Genomic DNA, 18766 nt, shown 5'->3' with positions numbered 1-18766 from the left:
AATACAGCTAAATGCTGCTTCATTATTTCTATTTAATTTGCTGGTATAATATGATAAGATTAGAATAATAATAAAAATCTGTGGGGTATTTAAATGGATAGATCAAGAAAAAGTAGACAGCATTATCAGAGAACAATGAATTTAATGATGGATAATAATATAACAGAAGCAATAAGTGAACTTAAATTATCACTGAAGTTTAACCCTCGTCATACTGCTTCACTTAATATGCTTGGATTCTGCTATTATCTTAAATGTCGTTTTGACAGAGCAGAAGAAATTTGGGAAAAAAGCCTTTCCATTAAACAAAATTATAATGAAGCAGAAGAATACTTGAACCTGCTTAAAAATGAAAAGTTTTCTAAAATGAGAAAAAAATATAAAGAGATGCTCTTCAGTGATGATAATAAAACCGGCAGAAAAATAAAATTTTTAAAAAAAGTTATAAAAGAATATGGTGATCTAATTGAGCCATATATTATTCTTGGCCTGACCTATATGCAGAAAAAACGTTTTAAAAAAGCACTCCAGTATTTTAACCAGGCATATGAAAAAGATAAAGGTAGTGCAAACATACAGAAATATATTATTGAAGCAGAAAATAAACTGTCACAAAGAAAGAAGATTCCGCCCAGAGTTTTAATTCCTGCTGCAGCAGTAATTATGGTGCTTATATTAGGTTTTACTTTCAATTCGCTGTTGGGAAATTTTGGTCGACCGCTTCCAGCAGGTGAAGAAAGCCAGCAGATGGCTGAAGTTAAAAACATGTCTGGAGAAAGCACTGATTTAGCAGCAGAAAATGTTAAAAAAACTGCTGATAGAAGGGTAAATACAGCAGATAATAATGATAATGATGTAGATTTAAATCAGGTTAGTAGGCAGAATAAAAAGAAATATGATCTTATGGATATCAAGTTTGCTGAAGATATTTTTGCAGGAATTGATTTTAGAAAATTTATAAATAATAGAGATAATAAACTTCGGCCGAATCAGTATAAAATAAGTGTGGAAAATCAGCAGGGAAAATCCCCCTCAAAAAATGTGGGATCAGAAATTGAAGAAAGAAATACAGATAAAAATAATGACAGTACAGTAATAGGAGAGCTAAGTGATCAGCAGCTTTTTAACCTTGCTGTAGATGTTTTTGAAAAAGGTAATTACAGCAGGTCACTTCCCCTTTTTGAAAAATTATATACTGAAGGGAAAAGGAATTATTTAATTAGAGAAGCTCTTTTCTTTCTTGCCAGAAACTATGAACGGCTTGGCGCTTATAAAAAAGCCAAAAATTATTATTACAGTTATATAAATACCTATCAGAAAAGCAATTATTATGATGAGGCACTCTATAATTTAGGTCTGCTTCTTTATGAAAATAATCAAGTTGAAGAGAGCCGGCAAATTATGAAAAAAATTGTGGAAGAAGTTCCCGACAGCCTCTATAATAATTCGCGAGTAAAAGCAATATTGGAAAATAATTAGAAAAACTTTATGAATCAGCCTTTTTATAGTTTAAATAATTAGATAAAATAACGATACTAGTTGAAAAAATGGTGGAAAAGAGGCAGAAAAAAATCAATTTCGGAGAAACTCCAATCTATTCAACAATTTTAATTTCAAATATATGCGGCCAGAGTTTACCTGTTACAAATAACCTGCCGGTATCTTCATCATATGCAATACCATTTAAAACATTTATCTCATGTAAATAATTATCCGGATTAATAATACCTGACAGATTTATCATAGAATTTATTTCTCCACTTTCAGGATTGATCCGTAAAATATAATCTTCAAACCAGATATTGGCAAAAATCTCACCATTTATATATTCCAGTTCATTTATATTAGAAATTTTTTCTCCATATGCTGCCACCTCTATTGTTCTGAGTACAGAAAAATTATCCGGATTTCTGTAATATATTTTATTACTTCCATTGCTCATTATCAGGTGCTGGCTGTCATTTGTCAGCCCCCACCCTTCACCTTTATAACTGAACTCTTTTAGCAAATTAAAATTCAGGTCATAAACATAAGCAGTTTTTGCCTTCCATGTTAGCTGATATATTTTATCATTCAGGATAGTTATACCTTCTCCAAAGTGATTGCCGGGCAGTTTTTTGATTTTTAATATTTCACCAGTATTTAAATTGATCTTTTTTAGTGATGACTTATCATACAGCCCGGTACTTTCATATAGGAATCCATTAAAAAACTCCAGCCCTTGAGTAAAAGCAGTGCTGTCATGTGGATAGGTATTAATAATTTTATAGCTGTAAGATTTAATTTTAGCAGATACAGCAGAAGGGGCGGCAAAAATAGTAATAATTATAAGTAATAATATCGTTTTTTTCATTAATATCTCCTTTCTTTTCCCTATTATAATTCTTCAGAAAAGTTTGAGGACCTGCAAATATATTATTTTTCAAAAAAGATTTTGGTTAAAATAGAATGAATTTTTGAGGCTGAAGTTCTTAATTGAATGAGAGATTATTTAATGGCTGATAAAGATATTTAACTTTTAGAATAATACTTACGATAATAATTATATAAGAGATTTGAGAAGAGGCTGCAGCAAAATGATTTTATGTAAATATGTGCAAAAATTTTAAATAAAAGAGGGAGAGGATCTTTCATAAAATGAAATTACTAAAATTCAAGTCTATCAGAGCAAAGTTTTTAATACCTACACTTATTGTTCTGATAGCAGGGATGGTAATAATAGGATACATAGGCTATGATACACAGAGAAATTATATAATGAATCAGACTGAAGAAACAGCAACATCTAAGATGGAAGAAATAAAAACTATTATTGATGACAGGAAAGAAAATGCCCAGCTTACAGAAGAAGCAATAGATAAACATCTTATCACAATAGCCAGAATGGTAGATCAGTTTTTGTCAACAACATCTGAACCAATGATTCAGGGGAAGATAAATGCACTGATGGAGGAGCTGAATGTGGCAGAAATACATGTAACAGATGCAGATGGAGTAATAAAGTGGTCCAGTGTAAGAGATTTTATTGGCTTTGATTTTAAGGAAACAGAACAGACACGCCCATTTTTGAAAGGGCTGGAAAATGAAGATTTTGAGCTGGCTCAGGCACCTCAACAGAGGGGGACAGATAAAGAATTATTTAAATACATAGGGGTTGGAAGAACAGATAAACCGGGAATTGTACAGATTGGTGTACAGCCGGCAGAACTGCAGGAAATTTTAGCAAAAATAGATATCACCCGCACTGCAGAGATAACCAAATATGGCCGAAATGGTTATGTTTATATAATAGATCAGAATGGAAAAATAATAAGTCATCCAGACAGCAGCTTGATAGGCAGCAGTATTACAGATTACAGCTGGGGAAATACAATTTTAAATACGCAGGAAGGTAGTGATATTATCAATCTGGAGGGAAAAGAACTTCTCCAGCATTATATGCCTTATAATGATTATATTATAGTTACAGCACTGCCGACTTCAGAATATCAGTCAGCACTTGATACATACAGAAATAAAATATTGATTACTATATTAATTGCAATTATTATAGCTACAATTGTAGTCTTTATGGTAACCTCATCTGTAGTAAAGCCTCTTAAAAATGCTATCAGTTTTGCAGAAGAAATAGCAGATGGGAATCTTTCTGTAGCAGAGCTGAAAGTAAAAACTAAAGATGAAGTGGGAAAACTGTCAGAAGCCCTTAACAATATGCTTAAAAGCTTAAAAAGCCTTGTCGGTCAGGTGATAGATATGTCAGGCAATCTGTCGGCTTCTAGTGAAGAACTGTCAGCATCAGGTGAAGAAGTAGCTGCATCTGCTGAACATGTAGGAACAGCAATCCAGGATGTGGCTTCAGGTGCTGAAGAACAGTCCGCACAGGCAGAGGAAACAAATGCTCTGCTTGATGAGCTGACAAAACAGATTAACATAGTCAACACTGCTTCTGAGGCAATGAATAGAAAAGCAGATGAAGTGATAGGAAATATAGAGATTGGTAATAAATCTATAGAAAATTCTGTAGCAGAAGTTAACAAACTTAAAGAAAATTCCAATAATGTATCTGATGCCATAGATTCTCTTGCTGAATCATCACAGAGAATTGGTGAGATAATAAAGTTGATTAAAGATATATCTGCTCAGACAAATTTGCTTGCTCTAAATGCAGCTATTGAAGCAGCAAGAGCAGGAGAAGCAGGCAGAGGATTTAGTGTTGTTGCAGATGAGATAAGAGAACTGGCTGAACAGTCTGGTGAGGCTACAGAAGAAATATCAGAACTGATTGGTGGGATTCAGAAAGATGTACAAGTATCAGTGAAAAATATGAAACAGACCGAAGAAGCTGTAGATACAAGTGTAAACTCAATAGAAGAAAGCGGAAAGTCTTTTGAAGATATAAGTCACGCAGCTTCTGTTTTAAATAATATTATAGAAAATATAATAAACCAAGCTGAAAAGATGGAGCTTAATAGTGATGAAGTAGCATCTGCAGTAAAACAGATTGCAGCAGTCAGCCAGACAGCGGCAAGTAATGCAGAAGAAGTTGCAGCAGCAAGCGAAGAACAGAGTGCCTCAACAGAAGAGATTGTAAATTCTGCTCAGGAACTTGCAGAAATGGCTCAGGAACTCTCAAATGCAGTAAATAAATTTAGAATTTAAAAGAAGGAATATATAAGGAGAAGCCAGGTTGAGATTTTTCTCGGTCTGGCTTTAACTTAAGATTGTTAAATTCTCTATATAAAAAATTATTATTCTAATATTAAATCTACAGCTAAAAAGAAGTATGTAGGCTTTAATTGAAGCTTGTTGGATTACATTGACTGTAGCAGTATTTAAAAACAGCCTTAAATTAACGATAATAATAATGATGACAGATTTAAGGGGGCGGTATTGTGATAGGAAGAGGAATAAACAACAATTTACTGAAAGTTTATGTTGATAACTATCCAGCTAGAAAAGATATCGGCTTCTATAATATTGCAGATATAGGTAAGGATATTGCTGAAAAAGGACAGCAGTCTGCATTTAAGGCAGCTTCCTTTTATGCAGAAACAGGTGATAAGCTGAGGGATTTTGAAAACTACAAAATTTCTGATCTTGCAGAAGAAATTATGTACACAGAGGAAAGAGAATTAACTTTAAAGTTCAAAAGAGGTCCAAATATAGATGTCAGAGCATAAATTAAAGGAGGGATTTAATTGGAAATTTTGAGCCGTGATTTTGGGAAAATTGAGATAGAAAGAGAAAATATACTGCACTTTAAAGAAGGTCTGCCGGGCTTTGAAGATTACAGAGAATTTGTGCTTCTTCCTTACAGTGAAGATTCACCTTTTATAATAATGCAGTCACTAAAAAAGGCAGATATTGCTTTTGTTACAGTAGAGCCGGGAAACTTTATCAATAATTATGAATTTGAGATAAGTGATAAAGCAGAAAAAGAATTGAAGATAAATGATATAGAAGACGTTTTGGTGCTGAATATAATAACATTGAAAGATAAGGTGGAGGAAATTACAGTTAATCTTTCTGCCCCACTGGTAATCAATATGTACGAAAAACTGGGAAAACAGATTATACTAAATAATCAAAAATATAAAGTTAAATATCCCCTTTTTTCTTCTGAAGAATTTGAGGTGGCAGAATAATGCTGGTGCTGTCGCGAAAATGCAACGAAAAAATAGTTATTGATGGTGAGATTGAGATAATTGTAGTTGGTATAGAAAATGGTAAGGTTCAAATTGGTATAGATGCCCCAAAGGAAGTGGAAATTTTAAGAAAAGAACTGATTGAAGAAGTAACAGAAGAAAATAAAGCAGCTGTTATGAAAAGTGAGGCTGCCGAAAAACTGGAAAAGTTTAAATTTAAAAAATAATTTTTGGCAAATTATTTCCAATTATGACATATTATATGTTAAAATAATATGATAAGGAGGATAATTATGAGAGGTAGAAATGCTGAACAGCAGTATAAGCAGATGCAGATTAAGACAGCAGGTCCAGGCAAGCTGCTTTTAATGCTCTATCAGGGAAGTATTAAGTTTATGAAAGTTGCAGTTAAAGAAATAGAGATGAATAATATTGAGGCAGCACATGAAAATATCATTAAAGCTCAGAACATTATTCTGGAATTAAAAGGAACTTTAAATAAAGAACAGGGTGGAGAAATTGCCAAAAATCTAGAAAGGCTGTATAATTTTATTTACCAGGAACTTCTCAGGGCAAATCTCCGTAAAGAAAAAGAACATATTGAAAATGTAATTCCACTGGTAGAAGAACTTTTTGAATCCTATCAGGAAATAGTCAGCAGGAAGAATCCAAAAAAACTTAAAGTAAATGTAGGTGGCTAATTATGGAGGATCTTCTCCAACTTTATGAGAAATTAAGTGATTTAATGAACAGAGAAAAAAAGCTTATTGAATCAGAAGAAATAGAAGCTCTTTCTAATAATTTAAAAGAAAAGGAAAAAATAATGAAAAAAATTGAGTCAGTTGATGTAGATGAATATTTTTCGGAACTGGAAGATGGAGATAAAAAAGCGAAATATCTTTACAGAAGGTTGGAAGAATTAAGGAGTGCTGAAGCAGAAAACATAGAAAAAATGCAGAACAGCCGCGGCAAAATAAAAGAAAAGCTGGTAAATCTCTACAGCAGAGAAAAAAGCATTAAAGGCTATAAAAAAAGAGGGAAATATGAAGCTAAATTCTTTGATGAGAAGAGTTGATTTTACGAAAGCGTAATGAAGTTGAAAAAATCTAAAACTAAAAATTATGTTTGTAATCAATTTAATGGTAGTAATATTATATTTGGAGTCAGCTTTAATCTGGCTGAACATCAGGTAGCAGATATTTTTGAGAGGATATAATTCATTCTGCAGATCTGGTATAAATGGCCGAGAAATTAAATCAACTGGTGAGTGATGTTCTTTAAGCACCTTAAGAATGGGAGGTAAATTAATTGCAGGACAATAATTATTTAGATCTATTTTTTGATGAGACAAAAGAATATATTGAAATACTCAATAATGGGATATTAACTTTAGAAAATAATCCTGATGATAAAGAGACAGTAGATGCTGTCTTTAGAGCAGCACATTCTCTTAAAGGCATGGCAGCAACTATGGGTTTTGAAAATCTTACAGAATTAACCCACAAAATGGAGAATATGCTGGACAGGGTTAGAGATGGGGAATTAAGTGTCACAACTGGTTTTATCGACCTCCTGCTGCAGGGACTGGATAATATCCAGTTTTTAGTTGAAAAAATCAGAGAAAATGAAGGAGAAGAACCGGCAGATATCGATATGGAAGGTTTTATAGAGGAAATATCCAATTTTACTTCAGATCAGAAAAATATCAGAAAAGAGGATAACTCTGAATCAGTTTCTGCCGGATTAACTGCAGAAGAAAAAAGAGATCTTCTTAAAAAGAAAAAAGAAAAAGAAAGAGTTTATCATTTAAGTGTAGAGGTTGATGATGCAGACTTTATAAGTGTGCGTGCTTTTATGGTTATCAAAAAAGTTGAAGAGATGGGAACACTTTTTAAATCAGATCCATCAAGAGATGAAATTGAAAACTCTCAATTTGAAGGTAATAAGTTAGATATTTACTTTTTAAGCTGGCTTCCGTCTGACGAAATAAAAGTGGAAATTAAAGATATCAGTAATATAAAAATACTGAATTTCAACGAATTGGAATCATCAGAACTAGAAAGTGATCAGGAAGAAAAAAAGGAAAGTCTGCATGCAGAACATAAAGTTAATTCTTTTCAATCCAGCTCGACAGTTAGAGTTGATATTTCTAAACTGGATACACTAATGAATATGGTGGGAGAACTTTTAATAAACAAAACCAGACTGCAGTCACTGGATATAGAAAGTGGTAAATTCAAGGAAATAATTCCCCAGTTGGACAGAGTAACTATGGAGCTGCACCATATTGTTATGCAGATAAGAATGGTTCCTGTTGGAGTTATGTTTAGCCGTTTTCCCCGCATGATTAGAGACCTTTCCCAAAAAATGGGCAAAGAAATTAATTTTATTATGGAAGGTCAGGAAACAGAGCTGGATAGATCAATTATTGATGAACTTTCTGATCCCCTTACACATCTGCTGAGAAATGCAATTGACCATGGAATTGAAACATCGGAAGAGAGAAAACAAAAGGGTAAAGCAGAAGAAGGGAAAATTGAACTTAAAGCATATCAAAAAGGCAGTGAAATCATGATAGAAGTTAAAGATGATGGAGCTGGAATAGATGCTGATAAAATAGGTGAAAAAGCTGTCGAGAGAGGTATAGTCTCTGAAGAAGAACTAGAGCAGATGGAGAAAAGAGATATACTGGATTTTATATTTCACCCAGGTTTCAGCACTGCTGAAGAAGTAACTGATGTTTCCGGGCGAGGAGTTGGAATGGATATTGTCCGAAATGTTGTTAAAAAACTGGATGGACAGATAAGTATAGATTCTCAATTAGGGAAAGGCAGCAGTTTTGTGATTTCTCTTCCACTCACCCTTGCTATAACTCAGGCATTGATGGTTAATATAACAGATGACATATTTGCCATACCTCTTAACTCGGTTAGTGAAACACTGATAATTAGTGAAGAAAACATTAAAAAAGTGAGGGGTAAAGATGTAATTGTACTGAGAGATAACACAATTCCTCTTGTGTCTGCAGATAAAATTCTGGGAAATGAAAACAGCAGTTATGTTTCAGACAGCAGAGATCTGTCTGTTGTTATACTTAAAAGTGGAGATAGAAGAATAGGACTTATTGTTGATGAACTGCTTAATCAGCAGGAAATTGTAATTAAGTCTCTGGGCAGTTATCTTCAGGATACCGAATATATTAGTGGAGCAACAATAATTGGAGATGGAGATGTAGCATTAATAATAGATGTACGGGATATAGTAGCATAATTATCAGTATAAATTACCTTATAACTTAAATAATAACAGACAAGTATATTTAAGGAGAGGAAAAAATGTTATTTAATTTGAAAGAAGTAGAGTTTAACAGTATTAGGACCAAAATAATTTTAATTGTGAGTATACTGATTCTTATTTTAATTACTGTTTCATCTGTTTTTACATATTTTCAATCACAAAATATACTTGAGGAAAGTATATATTCAGCAGCACTTGATAAAGCCCGCAACAACTCACAAATAATTGAAATGATGCTTAATATAAGTACTAATTCAATTAAAAATCTTGACCGCACCTGGTTTGATTCTCGAGCAGAGTGGGATTCAGAAATGATGAGGGAGTTTTATTTTATAAATCATAAAGAACTTTTTGTAAATGTTCAGGAAGAAAATCCATATATTTCGTCTATATTTATAACCGATAATACAGGAACAGTGCAGACAACTCTTTCTGAAGAGATATTTGATATTTCAGAGTATCTTTCATTTAAGAAAGTATCTGAGTTAGGAGAAATGGTAATTTCCAATCCTGTTAAAGAACCGGGAAGTTCTAAAGATGTGATATTAATCCTTGACCCAGTTATGATAAATGGTGAGTTAAAAGTAGTTTTTGGTGGGACACTACCACTTGAAGAATTTGCTGCTGTTGCTGAAAATATGAAAATTAGGGGCAGTGGACACGGTTTTATATTTAATTCTGAAGGATATGTTATTGCTCATCAGGATGAAAAATATATTGGCAATAAAATGCTGCTGGATGAAGGTGGAGAAGATATAGAACTTTTATTTAATGAAATGTTTTCAGGACAAAGCAAAATAGATTTTTATGAACTTATGGGAGGAACAAGTGGAGTTGTTTTTTCTCCAATAAAGTCTGCTGACTGGTCTCTAGGGATAATGGCCAGAAACTCAGAAGTCATGGCACCTATTAGAACACTTAGATACATAAGTCTTGGAGTGGCGCTGCTTGCAGTCTTAATAGGTATAGCTGTTTCTTACTACATTGCTAAATATATTTCAGAACCTATACTATCTCTGAGAGATTCTGCCAATATTATTGCAGAAGGAGATTTGACCGAAAGAGTGGAGCTTGATAATGATGACGAAATAGGTGATCTAGCAGATTCGTTTAATAAAATGGTGGAAAGTTTAAAAGATTTAATTTCAAATATTTCTAATTCTGCAGAAAAAACAGGACAGACGAGCAGGAGTTTGCTGTCTAATGCTGAAGAAACATCTAAGTTAAATGATAATGTGGCTTCATCGGTTGAAGAGTTTTCTGCTTCTATAGAAGAAGTAGCAGCATCAGCTGAAGAATTTGCAGCTACAACTGAATCAATTAACAAAAATGTCCAGGAAATAACCTCCAGTACTGATGAAGTAAATAACCTGTCTGAAAAAGGTGTTAAAATGATGCAGAAAACTGAGAAAGAAATGGAAGATACACTTACTGCTTCTTCTGAATCTATAAAAACTATTAATAAATTAAATGATGCGGCAGAAGAAATTGACAGTATTGTTAATATGATTTCTGGAATAGCAGAACAGACAAATTTACTGGCTTTAAATGCAGCCATTGAGGCCGCAAGAGCCGGGGATGCAGGTAGAGGTTTTGCAGTAGTTGCAGATGAGATTAGAGAACTGGCAGAAGAGACTAAAAATTCAACAGAACAGATTAGAGGATTAATAGAGAACCTTCAGGATGAAACACAGTCAGCTGTAATAGCTATAAATAGCAGTAATGAGCAGATGGAACAGGGAGCTGACTCAGTTGCTGAAACTGCAGAAACTTTTAATGAAATAACAGATAGAATTAAGTCTGTGGCAGCTGGTATTAAAGATACTGCTTCAGGAATTAATGATCTTTCAAAAGGAAGTAAAGATATTTCTCGAGTAACAGAGGAACAGGCAGTAAATAGTGATCAAATAGCTGAAGCAGCACAAAAACAAAGCAAATCTGTAGAGGGCTTAAAAGAAGAAGTTGATAATCTAAAAATATGACAGTAGAGCTGGAAGAATTGGTTGCAAAATTTAAAATTACATAAAAATGTGGGGGTGGAAAAATGGTTTCTCTAACAGAAGCAAAAAATACAAAAAAACAGGGTCAGATGCAGTATGTTGTATTCAATATTGGCCAGGAAGAATATGGTATTGAGATAGATTATACCCGAGAAATAATAAAATCAGCCCAGATAACGAATGTTCCAAATGCAGAAAAACATGTGCTTGGAGTAATAAATTTAAGAGGTATAATTGTACCTGTAATTGATCTTCATAAAAGATTTGAGATAAAAACAGATGAATCACTTTTTGATGAAAGTGAAAGCAGGATAATTACAGTAGAAGTAAATGATGTTCTGCTTGGACTTCAGGTCGACAGAATTGAGGGAATAGTCTGGCTTGATCTGGATAAAATTACACCTGCACCCGATGTTGAAGGTGGTCTGAAGCAGGATTATTTAACTGGAGTTTGTGCTCGAAGTGAAGAACAGCTGTTAATTTTACTCGATCTTGAGAAGACAATTTTTGCATAAAAACAGTCTGGAAGCTGAAGGGATGAAAAAGAATATGAAAAAACTAAGTTACCGCATTGTACTACCTGTAATAGTGATTTTAATAATCACTACAGCAGTTATTGGGTATATGAGTATAGAAAAATCATCAGAAAATATTGCTCGTGAATCTCAATCAAAACTAATAAATATTTCCGGCAGATATGCCAATCAGCTTGATATAAGATTAAAAGATGTGGAAGCTAAAACAGATGCTATTGGTTCGATAATAAGAAGTACAATTGATATGAAGCAGGTGGATACCAATGCATATATGTATACATATAAATATCAGACAGAGAATATAATTAAAGAAATGGCACAAAATACTGAAGATTCGCTGGGTGCTTTTATATTTTTCAATCCAGAACTTCTGGGAAAAGCTAATGACATATATTTTGCTGATTCAAATGGAGATGGAGAATATGAGCTGCAGGAAACCCTTGATATTTCTGCATATCAAGAAAATAATTCGGAAATGGAGTGGTTCTATAAACCCCGCCAGCGGGGGAAAGCTTTATGGACAGATCCGTTTCAATGGCAGGATATAGATGAAGAAATAGTGAGGTTCTCTAAGGCACTAATTATAGATGATAAATTTGTTGGAGTTATTGGAATAGATCTTAAATTTAGTGCTGTGGAGAATATTGTAAATAATATTGAAACTTATGAAACTGGATTTGCCTATCTTTTAAACAGTGATGGAAATTTTTTGGCTCATCCGAATTATGAACGAGGAACAAATATGGCTGACTCCGGTTTTACAGAAACAGCTGAATTAATAGAGCAGAATAGTGAAGGCTTTTTTGTTGTAGAAGATAAAGGTGAAGTGCTTGATAATGGCTTTGCCACCCTAGCCAATGGATGGAAGCTTGGAACAGCAGCACCACAAAGTGAAGTTATGGCAGGTGTGACAGAATTAAAAAATTATCTTATTTATCTTACAATTGCTGCTTTAATTATTGCTGGACTGATAATGGTTTATATTGGCAGAAGAATTGCAAAACCGGTTAGTGATCTTTCCAAAAAAGTGGAGGAATTTGGCAGAGGCAATCTAACTGTTGAATTCACACAGCATACTCAGGATGAAATCGGAGTTATGGAAAAATCACTGCAAAATATGGCAGAAAATTTGAGGGGTATTATTTCTCAAATAGCTTCAATTGCAGGCAGTGTTTCTGCTTCTAGTGAAGAACTGACTGCTTCAGGTGATCAAGTTGGTAAATCTGCCGAACAGGTCGGTAATGCAATTCAGGATGTTGCTTCCGGAGCACAGGAACAGTCTGCTCAGCTGGAAACAGCTGAAAATAATGTCACCAGCCTTATAAAGAGTTTTGAGGATGTAAATTCAGAAACTAATAAAATGAGCCATCAGGCGGATACAGTTGTTTCTGAGGTTGAGTCAGGTAATAAAGCTGTAGACAAATCTGTCAGTAAAATCGAAAGAGTAAAAGATGATACCACAACTGTCAGCAGGCAGATAAATGAACTGGGAAAACTTTCTGAAGAAATTGGAGGAATTATAGAAATAATTAAAAGTATTGCTGATCAGACAAATCTGCTGGCTTTAAATGCAGCTATAGAGGCTGCTAGAGCGGGAGAAGCAGGTAGAGGATTTAGTGTTGTTGCAGATGAAATTAGAGAACTTGCCGAAAATTCTTCTGAAGCAACAGAAAAAATAGTTAAATTAATTGCCGATATTCAGTCAAATGTAAAAAATACTGTCAGTAAGATGAACAGCACCGAAAAAACTGTTACAGAAAGTGTTGAGGCTATCAATATTTCCAAAAATTCCTTTACAGAAATAAACAGTGCGGTAAAAAACCTTAATGAATATATTCAGAGTATAAGTACAAAAACAGCTGAAATGACCGCACAGGGTAAAGAAACTCAGAAAACTGTAGAAGAAGTAATGATGGTAAGTCAGCAGGCTGCAGGTAATGCAGAAGAAGTAGCAGCCTCAAGTGAAGAACAGATTGCAGCTACCGAAGAAATAGTTTCAGGTGCTGAAGAACTTTCGGAGATGGCAGAAAATCTTACAGAAGCAGTTAATAAATTCAAACTTTAATTAAATCAGCCTCTACAGGTACAGTTAAAACGGAGTTAACTGTATTTTTCGGGTGCTGAAGTTACTAAAATTTAGATTTGACGTAACGATTAATATGATGGGGGTGAAAAAATGAAAGCAAAAACAATTACCGAAAGTCAGCAGCAGTATATTATATTTTTTCTGGGGAGCAGGAAATTTGGAGTTAATATTACTCAGACCAGGGAGATTCTTGACAGCAAAAATCTGACATCTGTTCCTGATAGTCCTGAATTTATCAGGGGAATAATTAATTTAAGAGGTTCTGTTGTACCGGTAATAGATCTGCATGTCAGGCTTAATGTTAATCAGAAAAAAGAAGATAAAAATAATAAAAAAATAATTATTGTTGAACTTGATGGTATAACTGCCGGGATGATGGTTGATGACGTAAAAGAGATAAAAGGTCTTACTAGAGAAGAGATAGTCAATCTGCCTGAGCTGTGCAAAAATGTTGATAGTGATTATATTGAAGGAGTAGGCAGAACCGATTCAGATGAACTGCTGCTTCTGCTGGATTTAGCAAAAATTTTGAGCAGAAAGGAAATAAAAGATTTAAAAAGAGTTGATCAGGTTGATCGGGAAGTTCAGGAGGAGAATTAAATGGATTTAAAACCAGAAAAAAAAGATATTCTAAAAGAAGTAGCAAATATTGGAGCAGGTAATGCAGCAACAGCTTTTTCGGAAATGATAGGTTATACTATTAATATGACTGTACCTAAAGTTGAGATTCTTGCAATTGAGAAGTTACCCTGTATTACTGGTGATGAAGAAGATTATATTGCCTGTATAATGATAAATTTTGAAGGTGAAATTTCAGGCAAAATTTTGTTGGTGATAGATAATCAAAATGTGGAAAAAATGTTGAAACTTATTTTTAACACTGATAGTCTTCCAGAAAAAAAGATGCAGATGTCTGCTTTAAATGAATTGGGAAATATATTGAGTGGAGCTTATCTTAGAGCAATAAATGATTTTACAGATCTAAATTTAAATCAATCTGTACCAGCTCTGGCTTTTGATATGGCTGCAGCTGTGCTGAGCTCTTCTGTAATTGATTACAGCCAGACAGAAGATTATATTCTTCTTTTGGAAACGGAATTTATTGCAGGAGATGAAAAGTTAGAGATATTTTATTTCTTTATTCCCGAAAAAGATTCGCTGGATATTCTTTTTGAGCGGCTGGGGGCTGATAGTGTTGATTAATCAGCAGACAGCAGAGAAAATTATCGTTAAAATGGCAGATTATGCAGTAGGAGAACAGGGCCTGCTGCTTGCCACACTGGGTCTTGGTTCATGTGTAGGGATTGCTCTTTATGACAGTTTTAGAAAGATAGGCGGTCTGATTCATATTATGCTGCCAGAAAATCCCGGTCAGAAAAAAATTGTTAAATATGCCGACACCGGTATACCTTTTCTGATTAGTGAGCTAGAAGATATGGGTGCTTCAAAAAGAAGGATGACAGCAAAAATTGTTGGTGGTGCTGGGATGTTTAAGTTTGAAGGTGGAGATCCTGTTATGCAGATTGGACGCAGAAATGTAGAAGCAGTGAAAAATATACTTAAAGAAGAAAATATCAAAATAATCGGGGAAGATGTTGGGAAAGATTATGGTAGATCTATGTATTTTTATTTAGATGATGGAAAGGTAGAAGTAAAGTCATTTAGTCGGGATTTGTTAATAATTTGAAAAAATTATATTTTGACATTGTAAATAAAAATATAATCTGTTATTATAATAAATAATGGCGGCTATAATTCTCAGAGGAGGTAATCATTAAATGCCAAGAGTATTAGTAGTGGACGACGCAGCATTTATGCGCTTGAATTTAAAAAATATATTAAAAGATGAATTTGAAGTTGTAGGTGAAGCAGAAAACGGTAAACAGGCTGTAGAACTATATCAGGAATTAGAGCCGGATATTGTTACTATGGATATAACAATGCCTGTTATGGATGGTCTGGAAGCAATTAAAGCAATTCAGGATATTGATCCTGATGCACAGATAGTTGTCTGCAGTGCAATGGGACAGCAGAAAATTGTTATTCAGGCAATTGAAATGGGAGCAAAAGACTTTATAGTTAAACCATTTAAAAAAGATAGGGTTATGGAATCTTTAAAAAAATTAATATAAAAAGAGGATTTTGAGATTATATATCCAATATTATAATAAATAAGAAGAGTTATTATTAGAGTAAAAATTACATATTACGCTATTTTTTAATAAAATAACTTTATTTTACGTTTTAATCTTATTTATTTTTGGCAAAATCGGTGAAAACCGGTGACGCAAAGCTATGGGTCTAATACAAAATGACTGCCAGGCTGCAAAAGCTATTTTTTAATTCTATAGCTGATGCTGCTGTAGAATTTTCTTTTATATGGAGGTGGTTTTTTGACAGATTATATTTCATTAATAACAGCTGCTTTAGATGGAGCCTCCAGACGTGGTGAGTTAATTGCAAATAATATTGCAAATGCAACTACTCCTGGATATAAAAGGCAGGATATTAATTTTCAGCAAGTACTGAAAAGACAAATGAATGGAAGTCAGAATGGTACCAGGTTACGATTGGACACCACTGATAAAAATCATATTTCTGCTCCTGGTGTAAAAAATAATGATTCTTTTAAAAAAAGCAGTTTTTTAGAAAAAAGTAATAAAAATGGAAGTTACAGAAATGATAAAAATAATGTAGATATAGATGTAGAGGTGGCAGAAATGGCGAAAAATAGCATTTATTATAATGTTCTTACAAGGAGAGCTGCTGCAAGATTCTCCACACTTAATCAGGTTATAGAAAAAGGGGGTAGTTAGATTTGTTTAGTGGAATAGATATTAGTGCATCTGGTTTAACTGCTCAGAGATTGAGAATGGATATAATTTCTGGGAATATAGCCAATGTGGAAACTACCAGAACAGAAGATGGTGGTCCATACAGGCGAAAAGTTGCTGTTTTTCAGGAAAAGCTGCAAAATAAAATGTCAGTTTTTGGTTCTGGCTTATCTGTCCTAAATGATAACGCTAACGATAAAGGTGTAGAAGTTAAAGAGATTAGAGAAGACCAGAGCCCCTTTAAAATTGAATACAGACCCAACCACCCTGATGCAGATGAGGATGGTTATTTGCGGCTTCCCAATATAAGTATTATGACAGAAATGATAAATATGATAGATGCAACTAGAGCTTATGAAGCTAATGTTCAGGCAATTTCTAACTACAAGAACATGGCAGCAAGTGCTCTGGATATCAGCAGATAGGAGGAATTACATTGCTGGATAAAATGGGAATTAACCCTGCAACAGATATTTTTGAACATTATTCTCTAGAAAACAAGGAAAAAGAAAATACAAAAAGTGATTTTAAAAATCTTTTCAAAGAGAAAATTATGGAAGTAAACAACCTTCAAAAAAATTCGGAAGAGATGACAGCCAAATTTGCTGCCGGTGAAACAGATAATATTCATCAGGTGATGATAGCTGGAGAAAAGGCTAAAATAGCTTTAAATTTAACCACAGCCGTGCAGAATAAAATTGTGGAAGCATATAAAGAAGTTATGAGAATACAGGTATAATATATATTAATATTAATTTTTACAGAAAAATCAGCAATTTATATTAATGAATTTTCTTTGAGAGAGGTATTAAGATGGCCGATTTTTTTAATAAATATAGAGAAGAATTTAACAAAGTATGGGGAAAATTAAATAATAATATAAAAATCATAATAATTGTAAGTACTATTCTCCTTGCAGCTGGTTTCGGCTATCTAATAATAAGGGGTAGTACAGCAAATTATAAACCCCTTTATACTAATCTTACGACACGGGATACTGCTGCCATTGTCGAAAAATTAAAAGAAGACCAGGTAGATTACAAACTGTCAGGTAATGGCTCCACAATTCTGGTTCCAGAAGATCAGCTGTATCAGTTAAGGATAGAACTTGCTGGAGCAGGACTGCCTGATCAAGGAGTTGTGGGATTTGAAATTTTTGACAGCAGTCAGTTTGGGACAACAGAATTCGAACGAAAAGTAAATTATTATAGGGCACTTGGAGGGGAGTTGAGCAGATCTATTCAATCAATTTCGGGCATCAGCTATTCTCGTGTTCAGATAACACCTCCAGAGCAGAGCCTGTTTATTGCAGAAGAAAAATCAGCAACAGCTTCAGTGCTGATAGATCTGGAGCCAGGGTTTAACGTGAGTCCAGAGGTGGTTGCCTCGATTCAGAATCTTGTGGCCAGCAGTGTTCAGGACCTCCCCATATCTCAGGTTACTGTTGTTGATACTAATGGTAACCTTCTTTCGATTGATGGAGAAACAAATGGAAGCAGCTGGGTATCTGACCCCAAAAACTTTACCCTGCAGAAAAATTTTGAAAAATCTTTAAAAAATGATCTTGCGGCTATGCTGACAAAGGTGCTTGGTCCAGGTAATTTTACAGTTCAGGTCTATGCAAAACTTAATTTTGATCAACGCCAGGTAGAAAGCAAGACATATTCCCCTGTTGTTGATGAGGATGGAGTAGTTCGCAGCCAGGAAAGCAATACTGAATCTTATGTAGGCAGTAATGCCGGGCCAGCAGCAGGTATACCCGGTACAGACAGCAATATTCCACAGTATCAGGCAGAAGATAGTGAAAATGCGGGCAGCTATGAAAAGGAAAATATAATTACAAATTACGAAATAAATGAAAAAATCGAAAAACATGTTTATGCTCCTGGAGAAATTGAAAAGCTGTCGGTTTCAGTAATGGTTAATCAGGATGCAGATGAAGAAACAATTGAACAGATCAGAAATGCTGTACAGGCAGCTATTGGTTATGATAGAGAAAGAGGAGATGTAGTTAATATAACTGCAATAAAATTTGATAATTCTCTTGCAGAAGCGGCAGCTCAGGCACGTGCTGCAGAAGAAGCTGCAGCTCAAAGGCAGACATATATTTATGCCGGACTTATTATCTTAATACTTGTTATAGCAGCAGCTCTGATAATTTATTTATATAGAAAACAAAAAACAGCACCAGCAGGTTCAGGTGTTGATGTCTCTGTAGAAGAAGAGGAAGAAGAGCTGGATCTTCTCAAGAGAAGTCCTGAAGAGAAAGAAAAAGAACAGGTTGAAAAAGAACTTGAAAGATTGGTTAATTCTGATCCAGAAGGTGCTGCCAAACTTATTCGCAGCTGGCTGGTAGATGAATAGTATA

The 18766-nt window shown here is 34.1% G+C and carries 20 protein-coding genes and 1 riboswitch; of the genes, 19 read left to right on the top strand and 1 reads right to left on the bottom strand.

What is annotated here, in order from left to right; translation table 11 throughout:
* Nucleotides 1-93 precede the first annotated feature (93 nt).
* On the top strand, nucleotides 94-1479 hold the full coding sequence (locus DFR78_RS07090) for a tol-pal system YbgF family protein (protein ID WP_114458143.1): 1386 nt from the start codon (nucleotides 94-96) through the stop codon (nucleotides 1477-1479).
* 115 nt (nucleotides 1480-1594) lie between these two features.
* On the opposite strand, the gene DFR78_RS07085 is transcribed toward DFR78_RS07090, so the two are convergent.
* Nucleotides 1595-2353, bottom strand: coding sequence for a glutaminyl-peptide cyclotransferase (locus DFR78_RS07085; protein WP_114458142.1), 759 nt, complete (start codon nucleotides 2351-2353; stop codon nucleotides 1595-1597).
* Nucleotides 2354-2637: 284 nt separating this feature from the next.
* On the opposite strand from DFR78_RS07085, the gene DFR78_RS07080 reads away from it, so the two are divergent.
* The 18 genes from DFR78_RS07080 to fliF all read left to right on the top strand — a co-directional run bounded on the left by DFR78_RS07080 (nucleotide 2638) and on the right by fliF (nucleotide 18762).
* Nucleotides 2638-4659: a methyl-accepting chemotaxis protein gene (locus DFR78_RS07080; RefSeq protein WP_114458141.1), complete on the top strand. Its 2022-nt coding sequence runs from the start codon at nucleotides 2638-2640 to the stop codon at nucleotides 4657-4659.
* A gap of 233 nt (nucleotides 4660-4892) precedes the next feature.
* Nucleotides 4893-5180: a DUF6470 family protein gene (locus tag DFR78_RS07075; protein WP_233487017.1), complete on the top strand. Its 288-nt coding sequence runs from the start codon at nucleotides 4893-4895 to the stop codon at nucleotides 5178-5180.
* 18 nt (nucleotides 5181-5198) lie between these two features.
* Nucleotides 5199-5645: a flagellar assembly protein FliW gene (fliW, locus tag DFR78_RS07070; protein ID WP_114458140.1), complete on the top strand. Its 447-nt coding sequence runs from the start codon at nucleotides 5199-5201 to the stop codon at nucleotides 5643-5645.
* A complete protein-coding gene (gene csrA / locus DFR78_RS07065; protein WP_114458139.1) occupies nucleotides 5645-5872 on the top strand; it encodes a carbon storage regulator CsrA in 228 nt (75 codons plus the stop codon). The genes fliW and csrA overlap by 1 nt, the downstream gene beginning before the upstream one ends.
* A gap of 66 nt (nucleotides 5873-5938) precedes the next feature.
* Nucleotides 5939-6346: a flagellar export chaperone FliS gene (fliS, locus tag DFR78_RS07060; protein WP_114458138.1), complete on the top strand. Its 408-nt coding sequence runs from the start codon at nucleotides 5939-5941 to the stop codon at nucleotides 6344-6346.
* Between the two features lie 2 nt (nucleotides 6347-6348).
* Nucleotides 6349-6720, top strand: coding sequence for a hypothetical protein (locus tag DFR78_RS07055; RefSeq protein WP_114458137.1), 372 nt, complete (start codon nucleotides 6349-6351; stop codon nucleotides 6718-6720).
* Between the two features lie 233 nt (nucleotides 6721-6953).
* The gene (locus DFR78_RS07050) at nucleotides 6954-8915 is read left to right on the top strand and encodes a chemotaxis protein CheA (protein WP_114458136.1); all 1962 of its coding nucleotides are present in this window, start codon (nucleotides 6954-6956) and stop codon (nucleotides 8913-8915) included.
* 65 nt (nucleotides 8916-8980) lie between these two features.
* Nucleotides 8981-10924: a methyl-accepting chemotaxis protein gene (locus DFR78_RS07045; protein WP_114458135.1), complete on the top strand. Its 1944-nt coding sequence runs from the start codon at nucleotides 8981-8983 to the stop codon at nucleotides 10922-10924.
* 62 nt (nucleotides 10925-10986) lie between these two features.
* The gene (locus DFR78_RS07040) at nucleotides 10987-11457 is read left to right on the top strand and encodes a chemotaxis protein CheW (RefSeq protein WP_114458134.1); all 471 of its coding nucleotides are present in this window, start codon (nucleotides 10987-10989) and stop codon (nucleotides 11455-11457) included.
* A 34-nt stretch (nucleotides 11458-11491) separates the two neighbouring features.
* A complete protein-coding gene (locus tag DFR78_RS07035) occupies nucleotides 11492-13543 on the top strand; it encodes a methyl-accepting chemotaxis protein (RefSeq protein WP_158531727.1) in 2052 nt (683 codons plus the stop codon).
* Nucleotides 13544-13654: 111 nt separating this feature from the next.
* Nucleotides 13655-14164, top strand: coding sequence for a chemotaxis protein CheW (locus DFR78_RS07030; protein WP_114458132.1), 510 nt, complete (start codon nucleotides 13655-13657; stop codon nucleotides 14162-14164).
* Nucleotides 14165-14767 (top strand): chemotaxis protein CheC, encoded by a 603-nt coding sequence (locus tag DFR78_RS07025; RefSeq protein WP_114458131.1) that lies wholly within the window; start codon nucleotides 14165-14167, stop codon nucleotides 14765-14767.
* Complete coding sequence (locus DFR78_RS07020) at nucleotides 14757-15251, top strand: chemotaxis protein CheD (RefSeq protein ID WP_233487016.1); 495 nt, start codon at nucleotides 14757-14759, stop codon at nucleotides 15249-15251. The genes DFR78_RS07025 and DFR78_RS07020 overlap by 11 nt, the downstream gene beginning before the upstream one ends.
* Nucleotides 15252-15342: 91 nt before the next feature.
* Nucleotides 15343-15696: a response regulator gene (locus tag DFR78_RS07015; protein WP_114458130.1), complete on the top strand. Its 354-nt coding sequence runs from the start codon at nucleotides 15343-15345 to the stop codon at nucleotides 15694-15696.
* Nucleotides 15697-15816: 120 nt separating this feature from the next.
* A riboswitch (cyclic di-GMP riboswitch) is annotated at nucleotides 15817-15895 on the top strand.
* Between the two features lie 62 nt (nucleotides 15896-15957).
* Entirely contained in the window at nucleotides 15958-16380 is a 423-nt protein-coding gene (gene flgB, locus DFR78_RS07010) for a flagellar basal body rod protein FlgB (RefSeq protein ID WP_114458129.1), read from the top strand.
* 2 nt (nucleotides 16381-16382) lie between these two features.
* Nucleotides 16383-16823 (top strand): flagellar basal body rod protein FlgC, encoded by a 441-nt coding sequence (flgC, locus tag DFR78_RS07005; protein ID WP_114458128.1) that lies wholly within the window; start codon nucleotides 16383-16385, stop codon nucleotides 16821-16823.
* A gap of 11 nt (nucleotides 16824-16834) precedes the next feature.
* Entirely contained in the window at nucleotides 16835-17137 is a 303-nt protein-coding gene (gene fliE, locus DFR78_RS07000; protein WP_233487015.1) for a flagellar hook-basal body complex protein FliE, read from the top strand.
* A gap of 74 nt (nucleotides 17138-17211) precedes the next feature.
* Nucleotides 17212-18762, top strand: a complete 1551-nt coding sequence (gene fliF / locus DFR78_RS06995) for a flagellar basal-body MS-ring/collar protein FliF (RefSeq protein ID WP_114458127.1) — start codon at nucleotides 17212-17214, stop codon at nucleotides 18760-18762.
* The last annotated feature ends 4 nt before the right edge of the window (nucleotides 18763-18766 follow it).

It is taken from the genome of Halanaerobium sp. MA284_MarDTE_T2, assembly GCF_003337245.1.
Lineage (GTDB): Bacteria > Bacillota > Halanaerobiia > Halanaerobiales > Halanaerobiaceae > QPJE01.
The sequence above is the reverse complement of the archived record's forward strand: the minus strand, read 5'-3'. Positions and strand labels throughout refer to the sequence as shown.

Bases quoted from the DNA above. Each gene is read 5' to 3' on its own strand.
- DFR78_RS07025 (WP_114458131.1), top strand. From the start codon at position 14,165: ATGGATTTAAAACCAGAAAAAAAAGATATTCTAAAAGAAGTAGCAAAT.
- DFR78_RS07085 (WP_114458142.1), bottom strand. From the start codon at position 2,353: ATGAAAAAAACGATATTATTACTTATAATTATTACTATTTTTGCCGCC.
- DFR78_RS07055 (WP_114458137.1), top strand. From the start codon at position 6,349: ATGGAGGATCTTCTCCAACTTTATGAGAAATTAAGTGATTTAATGAAC.
- fliF (WP_114458127.1), top strand. From the start codon at position 17,212: ATGGCCGATTTTTTTAATAAATATAGAGAAGAATTTAACAAAGTATGG.
- DFR78_RS07045 (WP_114458135.1), top strand. From the start codon at position 8,981: ATGTTATTTAATTTGAAAGAAGTAGAGTTTAACAGTATTAGGACCAAA.
- DFR78_RS07030 (WP_114458132.1), top strand. From the start codon at position 13,655: ATGAAAGCAAAAACAATTACCGAAAGTCAGCAGCAGTATATTATATTT.
- DFR78_RS07080 (WP_114458141.1), top strand. From the start codon at position 2,638: ATGAAATTACTAAAATTCAAGTCTATCAGAGCAAAGTTTTTAATACCT.
- csrA (WP_114458139.1), top strand. From the start codon at position 5,645: ATGCTGGTGCTGTCGCGAAAATGCAACGAAAAAATAGTTATTGATGGT.
- DFR78_RS07090 (WP_114458143.1), top strand. From the start codon at position 94: ATGGATAGATCAAGAAAAAGTAGACAGCATTATCAGAGAACAATGAAT.
- DFR78_RS07015 (WP_114458130.1), top strand. From the start codon at position 15,343: ATGCCAAGAGTATTAGTAGTGGACGACGCAGCATTTATGCGCTTGAAT.
- DFR78_RS07035 (WP_158531727.1), top strand. From the start codon at position 11,492: ATGAAAAAACTAAGTTACCGCATTGTACTACCTGTAATAGTGATTTTA.
- DFR78_RS07040 (WP_114458134.1), top strand. From the start codon at position 10,987: ATGGTTTCTCTAACAGAAGCAAAAAATACAAAAAAACAGGGTCAGATG.
- fliS (WP_114458138.1), top strand. From the start codon at position 5,939: ATGAGAGGTAGAAATGCTGAACAGCAGTATAAGCAGATGCAGATTAAG.